Here is a 14591-nt window from a genome sequence, read left to right as displayed (position 1 = left end):
TCCCTCCGGTTACCACTTCGATCCACCGGAGGAATTGTTATTGTCCCAGCTTGATCCGCCGGACGAATTTCCGGATGACGAATCCCCCCAGCCGGAACCGCCCGAGGAATGCGAGGAACCGGAGGAGCTTCCCCAGCTGGAGCCCGATGACCGGCTGCTGTTCTGCGCTGCCGCTTTGCGGGCGTCCGCCGCGGCTCTTCTCGCTTGATCGGCCGCTCTTTGGAGCTGCTGGGCCGCCCTGCGCTGCTGCTCCAGCATTTCCTGATGGCGAATCTCCCTTTCTACCCGATCGATATATTCCGCGATATTCAACAGTTCATGCGAGGCTTCCGCATACATCCCCTGCTCAAACAACTGCTCGACTCGAAGCCGATAAGACTTGTAATTTTTCTTGAATCCCCTGCTGGCCCTCCGCGAAACTTGTTTGAAACGCTGCTCGATATGAACGGATAGTCGTTCGGCTTCCTCCTTCTGACGTACAATGTCTTGGACCCCGTAGGCAAAATGCTCGGCATCTTGGGTACAGCTCCTCGCTGCGCTCTCCAGATAATCCAGATCATACAACGGGGATGAGAGCGCATCGCCCACGGTCTGTACATTTCTCCAAAATGAATCAGGCAGCCCTAACAGAAGCGAGTGGTTGCTCGTGACTACGTTATGAATCTGCAGGGTCTTCTGCTGACTGACAAACACTTCTTGAGCTGCTGCCAATTCACGGCGTACAGCTTGCAGCCGATCATCCAGGCCTTCAAGCGTTTCCTTCATTTCCCGTACCCATTGCAGCACGCGGGCCATCGTCATCGATTCGTTCTCAATGATCTCGCTCGCCTCTTCGAACTCCTGCACCTCGTCGTGCGTCAAGCGTTCGGCCTCCGGAAGTTTACCGTCCGCCATTCGGACCTCCTGCGATTCCTTCGCCAAAGCCTGCTCCCAGCTTTGCCAATGTCTCGGTACATACTGGCTTCTGCAATGATTCAGCATCGATTGCAGCACGGAGCTTTCGTTATGAAATTGTTGTATTTGCCCATACAACCGATCCAGATCGTTTCGATTCTGCCTTCTCAGCTCCGCCTGCCGTCTAGTCATGCCCAGCGCCTCTTTCAGCATAGCGTGCGCACGTTCCGAAGACTTGCGAACTTCCCCCATATTCCCTTGGCGGAGATAATTTTCCAGTTGGTTCATCTGCTCCCGGGCATCATCCAGCCGCTCAAAAGGCCGGACCTTGATCCGATACAACTGGTGGGTTTCTATGATCTTAACAATCTCGGCGCGAATAGCCGCCGACTGATCCGAAAATTCATGAGCTTCCTTAACATAAACAGCCACGTCTTCGATGTTGCTCTTGCTCATGGAGTGCTTCTGCTCGGCTGCCTTTAGAACCTCCTGCGCCTCCAGCGGGTCAAACAGCTGAAGCTCGACGGCGCGCTGAATATCTTGTTCCATCCCTTCAAGCTCTTGGTACAAGATCGGAAAGGGATATCCCGTATCGGCTGCTGTCCGGTCAAGGGTTTGCTTAAGCACCGTGTAATCCGCGTGCAGCTCCGTGGTTCTCCCTTTCGCCGTTTTATCGGCATGCTCGATGACGGTAATCCGGTTATCTTCGGCCTTGATCCCATGCTCCAGCCGATCGGCGATTTTCGAAAACCGCTGGATGGCTTCATCCATGGAAGAATAACGCAGGATGAAAATCCGGGTCTCCTGCAGCTCGGTTTTACTCTCTGCGGCAGCCACCATAAACTCGGACAAACGATCTGCGATTTCCTGCACCGCTCTGCCTGTCTTGCCTTGAGCAATCCCCTGATAGGCGCCTACCTTCTCGAGACTTGCGTTGCATTTGACCAGCAATTCAGCGAACTGCTCCGAAATCATGGACAGTTTGCGCTTTTTAAGGTAACCCCTGATCAACATAAAGATCAGCGTGATTCCCAATCCCCCAGCAACCATTTCGATCCATGGGAGCTTCGGAAACTCGATCTTCAGAGGGGCGGCGGTATCTGCCGTGGACGTTGACCGGGTTGTTTCATCCGTGGATTTGACGCTCCCCTTGTTCTCGGTTGCCGGTGATACCGCCTCGGCCTTATGATCATCTCCCTGAACGGGATCTTCACCGGCGGGCAGAGCTGCCAGGCGATGGACCTGGTGGATCATGCTCGCGCTGGCCTTCGAGAAACTTCCCTCCTTCGCATGCGGTATGAAATAAGCGTCCAGCATGGCGGTTATGGCGGAACTGCCGGTACCCTTCCCCTTACTCCTGCTCCATTCGTCGATGGCTTGCTGCAGCCGCGGATTGTTAAAATTGAATTCCACGCTCCGGTCTCCCGAAGAGATCAGCAGCAAAACATCCGCCGTGCCCAAATTCCAGGCATCGTACGCTGCATTGGCATAATCCGTCGGACTTTGACCTTCCAAACCCGGAACCGTCAATACAAAGACACGGATCTTCTCCCCTTTGGCGATTTTACTCAAATACTGCCGCTGCGACGAATCAAACAAGCCGGCCGTATCTCGCACCAGCCCTTGTTTGGACGGAATACCCGCAGCCCATACCGATGTGCCGGTCCCTATGATCAGAACCAGCATGACAATCAACCATCGCATACGTTTCATTTCAAGCCCTCTCCCCCATTCGCTACAAACCAAAGACCTTTCTATATATATCGGATATCCAGGCCAACATAAAAAGCCATCTCTCAACTTTGCTCACGCTGGCTAAATCGTTCATCCCCAAGGTTTACGCAATATACCTCGGTATCGTGTCAAATTTTTGAAAAATGGCTCTTTTTATGTTTTTTCTATGCCAGCAGATAGTCGTCAATGCTGGTATGCGCATAACCATGAGCTGCCGCCACGGCTTCATAGGTCACTTTGCCTCCGATGACATTGATGCCCTTGGCCAGCGCCTTGTCGTGGCGGGCGGCAGACCGGATTCCGTTGCTTGCTATTTTCAACCCGTAGGGTGCCGTTACATTGGTCAATGCCATGGTGGAGGTACGGGCTACGGCGCCCGGCATATTGGCAACGGCATAGTGGATGACGCCATGTTTTTCATAGGTCGGATGATCATGGGTGGTGATCCGGTCGATCGTCTCGATCGAGCCTCCTTGATCAATCGCCACGTCCACGATGACCGATCCCGGGCTCATCTCTTTCACCATCTCTTCCGTGACGAGGCGAGGAGCCCGGGCGCCGGGAATCAACACCGCACCCACGACGAGATCGGCGGCCTTAACCGTTTCCGCAATGTGATACGGATCGGACATGATCGTTTTGACCCGCCCTTGAAAGAGATCATCCAGCTGACGAAGCCGGACGGGATTAATATCAAGAATGCTGACGTCCGCACCGAGTCCCAGCGCAATTCGTGCCGCATTGGTGCCGACGATGCCGCCCCCGATGACGGCGACCTTGCCCGGAGCAACCCCCGGGACGCCGCTTAGCAGCACGCCTTTGCCGCCATGCGCCTTCTCCAGGAAATGCGCCCCGATCTGAATGGACATTCTTCCCGCCACCTCGCTCATCGGGGTCAGCAGCGGCAAGCTGCCATCCGCCAGCTGTATCGTTTCATAAGCAACGGCGCTCACCTTGCGGTCCACCAGCGCTTTGGTCAGCTCCGGTTCGGGGGCCAGGTGCAGGTAAGTGTATAGAATCATTTCCTCCTGGAAGTAGTCATATTCCTCCTGCAGGGGTTCCTTTACCTTCACCACCATCTCGGCTTTCCAAGCCTCCGCAGCCGTTGCAACCACTTTGGCTCCGGCCGCCTCATAATCTTCATCGGTAAAACCGATACCCAGACCGGCTCCGGATTGGACAAGCACTTCATGCCCGGCATTCCTGAAACTGATAACGGTACCCGGCGTCATGCCTACGCGGTTTTCGTTATTTTTGATTTCTTTGGGAACCCCAATAATCATTCCCATGGCCTCCTTCGTGGTCAGCTTTGCCTATCTAATTGCATTGTACCCATTTTTACCCAAACTGTGTACCTGTCTAAGGTCAGGGATTGTCCATCCGAATTTTCATCTATATATCCGTAGTATATGCCGGGACAAGAGGAACGGCATACAAAAAATCACTCCCGGCAGACGGATTATAACGGATTTTTGTCCGTTATACCATCCTCTGCCAGAAGTGATACCATACTTGCGTATACATGAAAGACTTGCCTTGTAATCTCTGATTGCCTTCGCTGATGTGCAATCTGCTTACACTTTTTCGCGATCTTTCCCTTTATCGGATTCACCTGCGTTTTTATTCGCTTTCTCCCGATCGAGCTGCATCTCCTCCACCGTTTTCACCTTGAGTCTGGCTGCGCCTTCATACGAGCGGGTCGGGATCAGATTGCCGGCCGCCAGACGTTCCTTCGCCTCGGCGATCGAAGCCGAATACTGAGGAAGCCATGCTTCACCGGCTACCAGCATTTCATCGACCAGCTGCCAGATTTCCTTCGGATTGCATACCGCACCGACCAGCGGATCCATCATAAACGCCTGCCGAAGCAGCTTGTCATCTCCATGAACCGCCGCTTCAACCGCCAGCCGTTGAACGGATATGCTTACGCTGCATACGGCAGCCGGGCCAAGAGGCAAATTCCCGACAAGCGGCATGGAAATGCCATTGCGGTCAACGTATCCCGGTGCCTCGATGACGGCATCCTCCGGCAGGTTGGCGATAATGCCTTCATTCACCACATTAAAGTGTCCACGGTATACCCTGCCGGTCTCCAAGCCTTCAATGATGTAGGAGCCGTGCTCCTCTCCCCGGTGCTCCGGCTTGAATTCCATTGCCGGATCCTTCATCCAGTTCGGGAAATCGGTCTCGAACCAGTTGCGCCCCTCGGTGCAAACTCGCAAATACCCGCCCGTCTCTCCGTTGATCCAGCTGCTGAGATCAATCCACTCCGTAATTTCCTCCGGCCGTTTACGGTACCAAGGCACGTATTCGCTTAGATGGCCGTTGGATTCGGTGCTGTAATATCCGAAACGCCGGAGCATATCGATGCGGACCTTCTCCGTCCTGCTGTATTCGGGATGGCGCTCGAACGCCTCCAGCAGCCCGGCCGTCAAGTCTTTGCCTTGATGCGAAGCTTGAATATACCAAGTCTGATGATTGATTCCGGCACAGACAATATCGACGTCCTGTTTCTTTAAACCGTAAACCTCGGCAATCTGGTGGTGCCCATGCTGCACGCCATGGCATAAACCCACCGTCCGCACGCCTCCATACCGATTGCATGCCCATGTCAGCATGGCCATCGGATTCGAGTAATTCAGCAGCAGGACATCGGGCGCGCACACCTCGCGAATATCCCGGCAGATGTTCAGCATCTCGGGGATTCCCCGCTGGCCGTACATGATGCCTCCTGCGCAGAGCGTGTCGCCCACGCACTGATCGATGCCGTATTTCAGCGGAATGTCCACATCCGTGCGGAATGCCTCCAGACCGCCCACGCGGATGGTGCAAATGACGTATTTGGCATCCTGCAGTGCCTGCCTTCGATCCGTGGTGGACTGGATCGCAATCGACAGCCCGTTCTCATTAATGTCCCGCTGACATAATTCCGTGACCATCTCCAAGTTATGCCGGCTGATGTCGGTGAAAGCGACCTCGATATCCCGGAACTCCGGTACGGTCAGCAAATCGCGCAGAATCCCCCGGGTAAAGCCGATGCTTCCCGCTCCGATAAAAGCAACCTTAAATGACATTTTATCCTCTCCTAAGCTACTAATTAGATTGTACCCATTGTAGCAATGGAGGGGCGGTAAGCGTTATCAAAATCATGACCTCTTGGACCCTTCGGAGTCAAAAATCCTCACTTCTTATCGTCGACATCGTCTTCACCGTAGTTCCAGGCATTCCGGTCTTTCCGAAGACGATATTCCACCGGCGTGCTGCCCGTATACTTCTTGAATAACATATGAAAATACTGCCTGCTGCCCACACCCACATAATCCGATATTTCATGGATGGGGATATCCGTCTGCTCCAGCAGCATCTTGGCCTTTTCCATTCGGATCGTTGTCAGGTACTCGGTTATCGTCCTGCCTGTCCCTCTGCGGAATACCCGATGCAAATAACCGGGATGCAGATTCACTTCCGCGGCTACGTCCTTCACCTGAATCTGGCGGTCATAATTCTGATGTAAATAATCGACGCTTCGTTTAATATAGAAATCGCTCTGCTGCATGTCGCTGCGTTCTCTTTCTTCATACAAACGGGCGATGCATACCAGCAGCTGTATAAACAGCGCATGCGTCATCATCCTGCCGTCGGTACCTCTCTGATCAAGCTCAAGCACAAGGCTTTTCAGCACCGGATATACCTCCTCCTGATCAGCCAGCACCAAATAGCGGAACGGCCGCTTTAAGAGAAAAGATACCTCTTCTTCTTCTCCGACGATATGCCTTAAAGATGGCGCCATCCCTTCACTTTCCATAAAACCGAATTCCACGTTCAGCATTCGGCATGAGGCGGCCTGATCCACGATTAACCGATGCGGAACACCGGCATCCAGCACCATGAACTCTCCTTTCTTCAAAATGACGCTCTTCTCCGTATCGCCTGCCTTCACGTCAATCCGGCATACTCCGGAAATCATATACATGATTTCGGTTGAATCATGCTGATGGTAGGGCATTTCATAATTCATCCACTGTTTATAATAATAGGCATAAAAGCGCGGGACATAATCCCCCTCTTCCAGCATTTGCTGAAACAAGCTGCCGTTCACAACCACTCCTCCTCCCCTTTGTCATAAGCAGAACAGCATTCGGTTTATAAAAAACGCCCATCGACGCCACAAACTTACAGAACTCGGTGACCACGGTACGCGCATATAAAAAAGCCTGGCCCTTAGGCCAAGCTTATCATCATTATAGCAGTGGTGCTACGAGATTTTGAAAGCGGAGACGGTATGGTTCAACTCTTTGGCAAGCTCGGCAAGCGATTGTGCCGTTGCAGCGGATTCCTCGCTTGTAGCCGCCGTTTCCTCCGTGGAAGAAGAGATCGTCTCGATAGCCGTCGCCACTTCTGCAGCCTGGGCCGCCTGCTCCTCGCTGGCGGCGGCAATATCCATGACTTTGCCTGCCGACTCATTCACCATGCTTGTAATATGAGCAAAGGCTTCGCCCGCTTTTTCCGTATGGATGACGCCCTGATGCACCGCCTCCACGCTATCGGCCGTATTCTTCTGCATGCCTTTGATAATGTCGGCAATCTGCTTCGTGGCTCCGCCGCTTCGTTCGGCTAGTTTGCGCACCTCATCCGCCACCACGGCGAACCCTCTCCCTTGATCCCCTGCGCGTGCAGCCTCGATCGTGGCGTTGAGCGCAAGCAGATTCGTCTGCTTGGCGATATCGTCGATTACCTCGATGATTTCGCCGATACGCTGGGAGTCTGTCTCTAGCTTGGCAACATGCTCGCGTATCCGATTCATGCCTTCCACCGACTGCTGGACGATTCCGCTGCCTTCCGCTGCAATCCCGGAAGTCTGGTTCACGAGCTCGGACGCTGCCGATGCATCGCTTGCAACGGAATTGATGGCATTGGACCATTCCTGGAACAATTCGCTGACCGTTTGCACGGATTCAGCTTGGCTGCTGCTGCCCACCGCAAGCTCCTCGGCACCGGCCGACAGCTGCTGCGAAGCGGCGGCAACCGAGGATGCATTCATATTCACTTTGCCGATCATTTCCCTCATGCTCTCCAGCAGCTGAGCGAATACCCGGGACAGCGTTCCGATTTCATCCGCCCTGCGAAGATAATCCGCGGGTACCTCCTGCGTGAAGTCTCCCTTGGACATGGATTCGCCGATCGCTACGGAAACGCCCAGCGGTTTCACGATGGATCTCGTTAACAGGATCACGATGGCCGCCAAGGCAGCCAAGGTAATCACGCCTGCCGCTATGATGGAGATGATCAAAGCATCCGAATTTGCCGTAATCTCCCCCATCGGTATAATGATGGCGGCCGACCATGGCGTTTCGGTCAATCCGGTCTTAATCGGCGTATACAGCTTATACAGCGCGGAGTCTTCCTCGGTATAGACAGCCCCTTCCCGAATGGCATCCAGTATGAGGGGAACCGTCTTGCCAGGATATGCTTCTTCCAGCTTCTGTCCCATCAATCCGTCCTCCGGCGACGTTACGATCACGCCGGTATTCGAATAAATATGCGCATACCCCGTATCAAATAACCGGAATTGCTCCATGACGCTTTGCAGATGTGCGAGGGATACATCGACGCCCACCACGCCGACGGTCTTGCCGTTATCGATAATCGGCACGACGAGCGACGTCATCATGACATCCTCGTTGCCTACTTTGAACTCGTACGGATCCATAATGATCTCTTTGCCGCTGTTCTTCGCCAGAAGATAGAAGTCGCCTTCCCCTTCCTGCTCGTAATCCTCTATAATCGAACGCTCCAGACCCGCTTCCGTCCTTGCCCAGTAGGACATCATGCGTCCCGAATGGTCGCTGCCGAGTTTGTTTCGGTAATCGTTATCCCGGCCGTCGAAAGCATCCGGCTCCCATAACGTCCAGATTCCTTTCCAGGACGGATTATCCTCCAGGTTTCTTCTCAATATTTCATTAATGGCTTGACGATTCGTTGTGCCGGTCTCTTTCATGCCAACGAAGCTTACGGCCAAAGTACGTGCAGAGTTCATGACATCGTCAAGTTCGGCCTGGACCAGCGCGCCGATCTTCTCACTCGTCGTCACTGCAAGCGTCTTCGCCGAATCGAGAGCTTCTTCCGTTGTCGTCATGCTGATATAGGTCATCATGCTGCCTAAAAATATCGTGATTGCTCCCAAAATAATAAGCAGCATGCGACTTTGAAGTTTCATCGCAAACAGAGATTTCCATCGTTTCATTATGAGTCACCCTCGCTTCTTCCGGCTGTTAAATTCATTCCACTCTTCTTCAAGCTGCGCCAAAACTTCCTCAATCTCTTCCCGTGACAAGAGATCATCGACGCCATATTCAAATAGGTCCTTTGTCATGCCGCAAGTTACCACCCTTCCTACTTACAGACTATATCCATCCAGTAACATAAGCATATACACTTGCTTACCGTTCGTAACCGAAATTCTGTTGCGTGCTCACGCAAGAATTTTGCGGGATGCCTTGCGGTTTATTGTCGAATCTTCACGAAATGAATCGGAGTCATGTCGAAACATGCTTTGGATATCGTCTGAACTTATAGAAAAAAGACCGAGTTTATCAGCTTATCTGAACAAAATCGGAATCCGACAGAATCCCCATTTGCTTCGCTTTCAGTGCCGCTTCTATGCGTGACTTCACATTCAACTTTTGAAACAGGTTGGTTAAGCAGTACTCCAGTGAACGCTGGCTCATGATGACGGTGCCCGCAATTTCCTTATTGCTCTTTCCCCGAGCGATTTCCTTGAGAATGCTGTATTCTTTATCGGTTATAGACTGGGCTGCCGGCGCACCCGCCGTCCGTTCCGGGCCATTCGCGGTCACGCGGCGGAGCTGCTTCACAAGTGTCAACGGAAGAACCACTTCGCCTCGCAGCGCACATCGAACAGCCGTCACCAGCTGCTCTTTGCCTGACGTCTTCGAGACAAAACCAGCCAGTCCCGCCTCCATGATCAAGTTAAAATGATTGCTGACTTCAAAGCCCGTATAGATCAGCATCACCGCGTTCGGAGCGATCCGGAGGATCTGCTTGGCCAAATCGATTCCGTTCATCCCCGGCATATGCATATCGATCAGCATCACGTCAAAGCGCTCCGTATGGACCAGTTCCAGCGCGCGCTCCGGCGTATTCGCAAGCTTTACGAACATATCCTTTTCCTGTTCGAGCAGCACCTTGGTTCCCTCCATCACCGAGGGATGGTCATCCACCAATAAAATATCGATCTTCATAACCCTCATGACTCCTTTAGTCTGGTATCTTGTTTGCTGCTTTGCCGGTATTCATGCTTACTTTGCCGTTATCGATATATAGACAGCCAGCCCCCCGCTCTCCGATGAGTCGAACTGGATTTTGCCGTTCATGCTTCTCACCCTTTCCTTCATGCCGCCGATTCCCATACTGTTGAATTGATCCGGCTTCTGGCTGGGATCGATTCCGACTCCGTTATCTTCATAACTCAGATTGACCTCATCCGACTGGGTGGACAAACGAAGCTTTACCTCCGTCGCATTGGAATGCTTCGTGGCATTCGCCAGCAGCTCCTGAACGATCCTGTACAACCCAATCAAATGGTCGTCACTGATATCATCAACGAAGTTCGAGCAGTCGAACTGTATGGAGTAATTGGTGCGGAGCTGGGTGAATTCAAACAATGCCTCAAGCGAACGTTCCAGCCCCTCTTCCTTCAGCAGCGGTGGGCGAAGCTCATTGCAAGTGATTCGGATCTGATAAATGACATCCAGAAGCCCCTGCTCAATCTCCTCCAGCTGTGGACGCAGATGTTCCGGCAGATCAAGATCCGATGTAATCTGATTCAATTTCCTGTACCAGATAATCTGTTCCTGGAGCGCGGCATCGTGAAGATCCTGGGACAGTCGCTTCCGCTCATTCTCGGAGAGATGCAGCATCAGCCGCAGCAGCCAAAGGGGCATGATCTGCTGTGAGGATCCCAGCTTCTCCAGCTCCCTCGTCAAGTCCTCAATCACGCGAAAATTATCGTACAGGACGCTTGCATAGCGGGTAATCGTCTCCAGCCATATTTTCTTGGCCTGAATCATGAGCAGCGGAGCCTCGCCTGCGATGCAGACGATACTGCTGTCCCCGTTCATCTCCCCGATCTTGACGAAATATCCGTCGCACGTCTCAAACAGCTTGCAAAGCGGAATATGCTCGGGGCCGCATTTATGGATCGAGTGAAGCACCCTTTGCGGCAGCTCTTTGCTGCCGCCTTGAATCTTGATATGCAGGCTGTGGTGGTTGATCCGGATCAGGCTCACCCGGTCCGTTCCCAGCACTTTCCTGATCTCCTGCACGATCCGGGCGTTCAATTCGCTGATCTTCACCATCCCGAACAGATCCGAGGAGAATTGATCCAGGCTCATCTGAAGCCTGAAATACCGGTCCTCGCTCTCCCGGACAAGCCGCTCTGCCGCAATCCGCTCGCGTTCGGCCTGCTTCTGTTCCGTTACATCCCGAATAATGGTAAGCGCCGTATTATCGCCTATATAAGGGATCGGCGTCGTGATGGCCTCGATATCGATGATCATTCCATCCAGCCGGACCAGCTTATTTCCCGCGAGCTCGGAGGTAGTCCCGCTTTTGTACACATGTTCAACCTCAGACGCCACGAACTCGAGCTGGTCGGAAGGAATCACGTCCTGGAAGGAGGTGCCGTCCAATTGCGCGATGTCCGTAATTCCCAATAAGGATAAGCCAGCGGGATTGGCATAAATGTAAGAAAAATCGGAGTGCAGGAACATCGCGACCGGTGCGATATCCAGAATGTGGCGGTTGATACGGTCGCTCTCCATCAGAGCCCTTTCCGCTGATTTACGGGCGGTAATATCCTCGAAGAAAATTTCAATGGCGTCCGATTCCTCGTCATACAGGGCCGTCGCCACGACATCGACCCGCTCTCCGTCCACCCGCTTTATGGATAACTCCTCGGGCACGACCCGCCTGCTGCGAATCAGCTGCGTAAGCCGTTTGCGTGCCCACTCCTCATAGGGATCAAACACCCAGTCCCAAGGATCGGTGCCCAGGATCTTGTCGGGTCCAGCGGCTCCAAGGATCCGAAGTCCGGCGGGATTCACGTACATCAGCTTGCGTTCTTTGCACACCGCGATAGCAATAGGCGATAATTCCACGAGGCGGCGATACCGGTTCATGCTTTCCTTGAGCGCCTGCTCCATCTTCTTGCATTCCGCCATATCATACAGCGCCTCTTCCATGCGGAATCGGGTGGTGATGTCAATGGCAATGCCATCGGTACGGACGATTTGCCCGGACTCATTCATCGTCGGAATCATTTTCACCTGAACCCAGCGTACGTCGCCCTCCGCGTGGAGGATGCGGTATTCGGTATGGACCGCCTCGCCTTGCCGAAGCTTGTCAACCAAGGTTCGGAACAGCGCCATATCCTCGGGATGAATCATCGTTTCCCAGGAGAGCCCGTCCGAGAAATCGCGATGCGAATAACCCGTGATTTTATGAAAAGCCAAGGATGTATTTCGTATGGTCCTGGTGCCGACATCGTATGACCAAATCCCGACATCCAGCGTAAGCAGCATATCGTCAAGCATGCGGAACCTGCTCTCGGCCATGTCCAAGGCCCGATGGCTTAACTTCCGCTGATAACCACATCTGTATAAGATAATCAAGAAAAGAATCGTCATGGCGGCCAACACCAAAACGGTTGCCCCCAAGAAGTAGCTGTGCATGATGTTTGATAGTCTCCTTATGAAGCATACACGCAAGCCACGTCAGGGGCTTTGCGTTATGCCGAATGCAGGCTGCGGGACGAACCCAATGGCAGCCATATCATTTATCGGCAGATCCTTCACAAATGCGAAGATCAGGGACTAAGAAATTTTATGTCACGTTTCTGAGTGTCATATCTGCGAAAATACACGAAGCGCCAGCGGTCCTATGCAAGTGCATGCCCTAAGTGAAAATGGTCGATCGACGTACGTGCCAAGATGACAGACTACGTATCAAAGGGAGTTTTATTGCGTGTTCAGGAGGGTAAACCTGTGGAGATACTCCCGTTCCTTGTCTCTTGCCAAAATAAAAGCTCGAAGCGGTTTCTCGCTTCGAGCTTTCCATAAGCGTTCCATAGCTAACGGCCTTATGCCAAATCCCACTCGGAATGGATCTTGGGCACATCCGATATCAGCTGCTGCGTATACGGATGCTGCGGGTTCAGGATAACCTCTTCCGCCGGTCCGCGCTCCACGACTTTCCCCTGTTCCATAATATACAGCGTATCGCTTACATAATAAGCAAGCCCTACGTCATGGGTAATAAATATAATTGTCATGTTGTTCTCATCCCGCAGCTTCAAGAGCATATCAAGGATCGTGGACCGCGAGCACGCATCGACCATGGAGGTCGGTTCATCCGCAATAAGCAGCTTCGGATGAAGCATGAAAATCCGGGCGATCATCAGGCGCTGCATCTGCCCGCCGGACAATTCGAACGGATATTTATTGTGCAGCTCTTCGAATTTTAGATTGACGAAGGAACAGGCTTCCTTCATCTTGCGGAATTGCTCCTCCGCCGTCAGTTTATCTCCCTGCAGCTTAATGCAGTCGAGCAGCAGCTTCTCCACTTTGTAGAACAGGTTGAACGAAGAGAACGGGTCCTGGAAAATCGCCTGAATGTTCTTCCAATAGCGCTTGCGGTCCCCATGCCGCTTCAGCCGTCTCGGCTTGCCCATATATTCAATCGTCCCGCTGCTCTCTTTCAGCAAGCCCATGATCATTTTTGCCAGCGTTGTCTTGCCGCTTCCGCTCTCGCCGACAATCGATATGATTTCGCCTTCATGAAAGGTAAAGCTGACATCCTCCACGGCGGTTGTCTTCTGCTTCCCGTATCCGAACACCTTCGTGAGGTGCTCTCCCCGAATCAGTACGTCATTCCCCTTCATTCGCATACCACTCCTTAAGCACATCAGGCTCCACGATGCACCGATAGATTCGATCTCCCACGGTCCGGCTCGTTATCTTGCCCTTCCGGCAGGCATCCTGCACATAGGAGCAGCGGTCGGCGAACCGGCAGCCCTCCGGCACGTTCTTCAGATTGGGCGGGGTCCCCGGAATGGCGGCAAGCTTATGGCCCTTCATGCCCTCCTCGGGCACGATGATGGAGCCCATCAGCTTTTTCGTATACGGATGGATCGGGTCAAATATCATTTGCTCCGCGGTTCCCCGCTCCACGATTTCCCCCGCATACATGACGATGATGTCATCCGTTACATGATAGAGCAGCGGCAGCTCGTGCGTGATGAAGACAAGGGATTGGATAAAGCCGCGGTCCAGCAGGCTCTTTAGCAGCTTGATCACCGCTTTCTGCGAGGTTACGTCCAGCGCCGAGGTCGGTTCGTCCGCAATCAGCACTTTCGGATTCAGAATGGTGGAAATCGCGATGACCGTTCTCTGCTTCATGCCCCCCGACAGCTCGTTCGGGTAAGAGTTCAGCACCTTGGTCGACAAATTCAAGGTCTCGAACCGCTCCGCCGCCATATCCCACACCTGCTTCTTGTTGAGCTCGGGGCGGTGCTCCTTCATGATATCCTCGATGAATCGAATGATTTTGAGCGTAGGATTCAGGGCATTCATGGCCGCTTGCGGAATATACGATATCTCTCTTCCCGACACCCGGGAACGAAGCTGTTCCTTGCCGAGCTTCATAATGTCCGTGCCGTTGATGACAATCGAGCCGCTGCCGAAATGCAGCGGCGGAAAATAGAATCCCATCAGGCTGAGGGCAAGGGTCGATTTGCCGCAGCCCGATTCGCCGGCAATGCCAAGCGTCTTCCCCTTCTCGAGCGAGAAGCTCACGCCGTCTACGGCATATACATGCTCCTTCAGCCGGGTACGGTAAAAGGTTTTCAATTCGTTAACTTCCAGTATATTTGTGCTCAAGGCCCC

At 53.1% G+C, this 14591-nt stretch carries 10 protein-coding genes; all 10 read right to left on the bottom strand.

Annotated elements, in window-relative coordinates; translation table 11 throughout:
- Window positions 1–9 precede the first annotated feature (9 nt).
- The 10 genes from GYMC10_RS06825 to GYMC10_RS06785 all read right to left on the bottom strand — a co-directional run bounded on the left by GYMC10_RS06825 (window position 10) and on the right by GYMC10_RS06785 (window position 14585).
- Window positions 10–2607: a TPM domain-containing protein gene (locus tag GYMC10_RS06825; RefSeq protein WP_015733876.1), complete on the bottom strand. Its 2598-nt coding sequence runs from the start codon at window positions 2605–2607 to the stop codon at window positions 10–12.
- Between the two features lie 185 nt (window positions 2608–2792).
- The gene (gene ald, locus GYMC10_RS06820; protein ID WP_015733875.1) at window positions 2793–3911 is read right to left on the bottom strand and encodes an alanine dehydrogenase; all 1119 of its coding nucleotides are present in this window, start codon (window positions 3909–3911) and stop codon (window positions 2793–2795) included.
- Window positions 3912–4202: 291 nt separating this feature from the next.
- Window positions 4203–5702 (bottom strand): alpha-glucosidase/alpha-galactosidase, encoded by a 1500-nt coding sequence (locus GYMC10_RS06815; protein ID WP_015733874.1) that lies wholly within the window; start codon window positions 5700–5702, stop codon window positions 4203–4205.
- Between the two features lie 107 nt (window positions 5703–5809).
- Window positions 5810–6727 carry an AraC family transcriptional regulator gene (locus tag GYMC10_RS06810; protein ID WP_015733873.1) on the bottom strand — a complete coding sequence of 306 codons (918 nt, stop codon included), beginning with the start codon at window positions 6725–6727 and terminating at the stop codon, window positions 5810–5812.
- A 156-nt stretch (window positions 6728–6883) separates the two neighbouring features.
- Complete coding sequence (locus GYMC10_RS06805; RefSeq protein ID WP_015733872.1) at window positions 6884–8872, bottom strand: methyl-accepting chemotaxis protein; 1989 nt, start codon at window positions 8870–8872, stop codon at window positions 6884–6886.
- A 6-nt stretch (window positions 8873–8878) separates the two neighbouring features.
- Window positions 8879–9001, bottom strand: a complete 123-nt coding sequence (locus GYMC10_RS32895) for a hypothetical protein (RefSeq protein ID WP_255250579.1) — start codon at window positions 8999–9001, stop codon at window positions 8879–8881.
- A gap of 220 nt (window positions 9002–9221) precedes the next feature.
- Window positions 9222–9890 (bottom strand): response regulator transcription factor, encoded by a 669-nt coding sequence (locus GYMC10_RS06800; protein ID WP_015733871.1) that lies wholly within the window; start codon window positions 9888–9890, stop codon window positions 9222–9224.
- A gap of 57 nt (window positions 9891–9947) precedes the next feature.
- Window positions 9948–12380, bottom strand: a complete 2433-nt coding sequence (locus GYMC10_RS06795) for a PAS domain S-box protein (protein ID WP_015733870.1) — start codon at window positions 12378–12380, stop codon at window positions 9948–9950.
- 407 nt (window positions 12381–12787) lie between these two features.
- Complete coding sequence (locus tag GYMC10_RS06790; protein WP_015733869.1) at window positions 12788–13588, bottom strand: ABC transporter ATP-binding protein; 801 nt, start codon at window positions 13586–13588, stop codon at window positions 12788–12790.
- Window positions 13575–14585 carry an ABC transporter ATP-binding protein gene (locus GYMC10_RS06785; RefSeq protein ID WP_015733868.1) on the bottom strand — a complete coding sequence of 337 codons (1011 nt, stop codon included), beginning with the start codon at window positions 14583–14585 and terminating at the stop codon, window positions 13575–13577. The genes GYMC10_RS06790 and GYMC10_RS06785 overlap by 14 nt, the downstream gene beginning before the upstream one ends.
- Between the last annotated feature and the right edge of the window lie 6 nt (window positions 14586–14591).

Origin of the sequence: Paenibacillus sp. Y412MC10 (assembly GCF_000024685.1) — a bacterium.
Taxonomy (GTDB): Bacteria; Bacillota; Bacilli; order Paenibacillales; family Paenibacillaceae; genus Paenibacillus_AQ; species Paenibacillus_AQ lautus_A.
Note: the sequence above shows the minus strand (reverse complement) of the source record. Positions and strands in the feature narration are given on the sequence as shown.

What these genes read in the sequence shown, in the direction of transcription:
- GYMC10_RS06825 (WP_015733876.1), bottom strand. Translation starts at nt 2,607, where the DNA reads ATGAAACGTATGCGATGGTTGATTGTCATGCTGGTTCTGATCATAGGG.
- GYMC10_RS06805 (WP_015733872.1), bottom strand. Translation starts at nt 8,872, where the DNA reads ATGAAACGATGGAAATCTCTGTTTGCGATGAAACTTCAAAGTCGCATG.
- GYMC10_RS32895 (WP_255250579.1), bottom strand. Translation starts at nt 9,001, where the DNA reads ATGACAAAGGACCTATTTGAATATGGCGTCGATGATCTCTTGTCACGG.
- GYMC10_RS06815 (WP_015733874.1), bottom strand. Translation starts at nt 5,702, where the DNA reads ATGTCATTTAAGGTTGCTTTTATCGGAGCGGGAAGCATCGGCTTTACC.
- GYMC10_RS06790 (WP_015733869.1), bottom strand. Translation starts at nt 13,588, where the DNA reads ATGAAGGGGAATGACGTACTGATTCGGGGAGAGCACCTCACGAAGGTG.
- GYMC10_RS06800 (WP_015733871.1), bottom strand. Translation starts at nt 9,890, where the DNA reads ATGAAGATCGATATTTTATTGGTGGATGACCATCCCTCGGTGATGGAG.
- GYMC10_RS06795 (WP_015733870.1), bottom strand. Translation starts at nt 12,380, where the DNA reads ATGCACAGCTACTTCTTGGGGGCAACCGTTTTGGTGTTGGCCGCCATG.
- ald (WP_015733875.1), bottom strand. Translation starts at nt 3,911, where the DNA reads ATGATTATTGGGGTTCCCAAAGAAATCAAAAATAACGAAAACCGCGTA.